A 262-nucleotide genomic window follows, 5' to 3' on the forward strand; every position below is an offset into this window, starting at 1 on the left:
CCTCAGCGGAATTGTAATTGGATAAGTCGCCTAACTCAACTTTTAACTTGTTAAAGAAGCTTTCCATACAAGCGTTATCTAAGCAGGTTGCTCGTCGAGACATGCTTGGTGTGATGTGAGCGCTTCTGAGCTTCTTCTGCCATGTTCGATGTCGGTACTGCCAACCTTGGTCAGTGTGCAGGAACTGCTTGTATGGTTGGTTTGGTATTAACTCAATTAGGGAATTCAATGGTTTCATGGCAAATTCAAGATTGGGACTGCC

1 pseudogene is annotated in these 262 nt (G+C 44.3%); it reads right to left on the reverse strand.

Features of this window, described 5'->3' with window-relative positions:
- Positions 1-262: pseudogene (locus tag LPKJCM_RS03090) on the reverse strand (DDE-type integrase/transposase/recombinase); the annotation flags it as partial.

Origin of the sequence: Lentilactobacillus parakefiri, from assembly GCF_002157585.1 — a bacterium.
In the GTDB taxonomy this organism is placed as follows: Bacteria; Bacillota; Bacilli; order Lactobacillales; family Lactobacillaceae; genus Lentilactobacillus; species Lentilactobacillus parakefiri.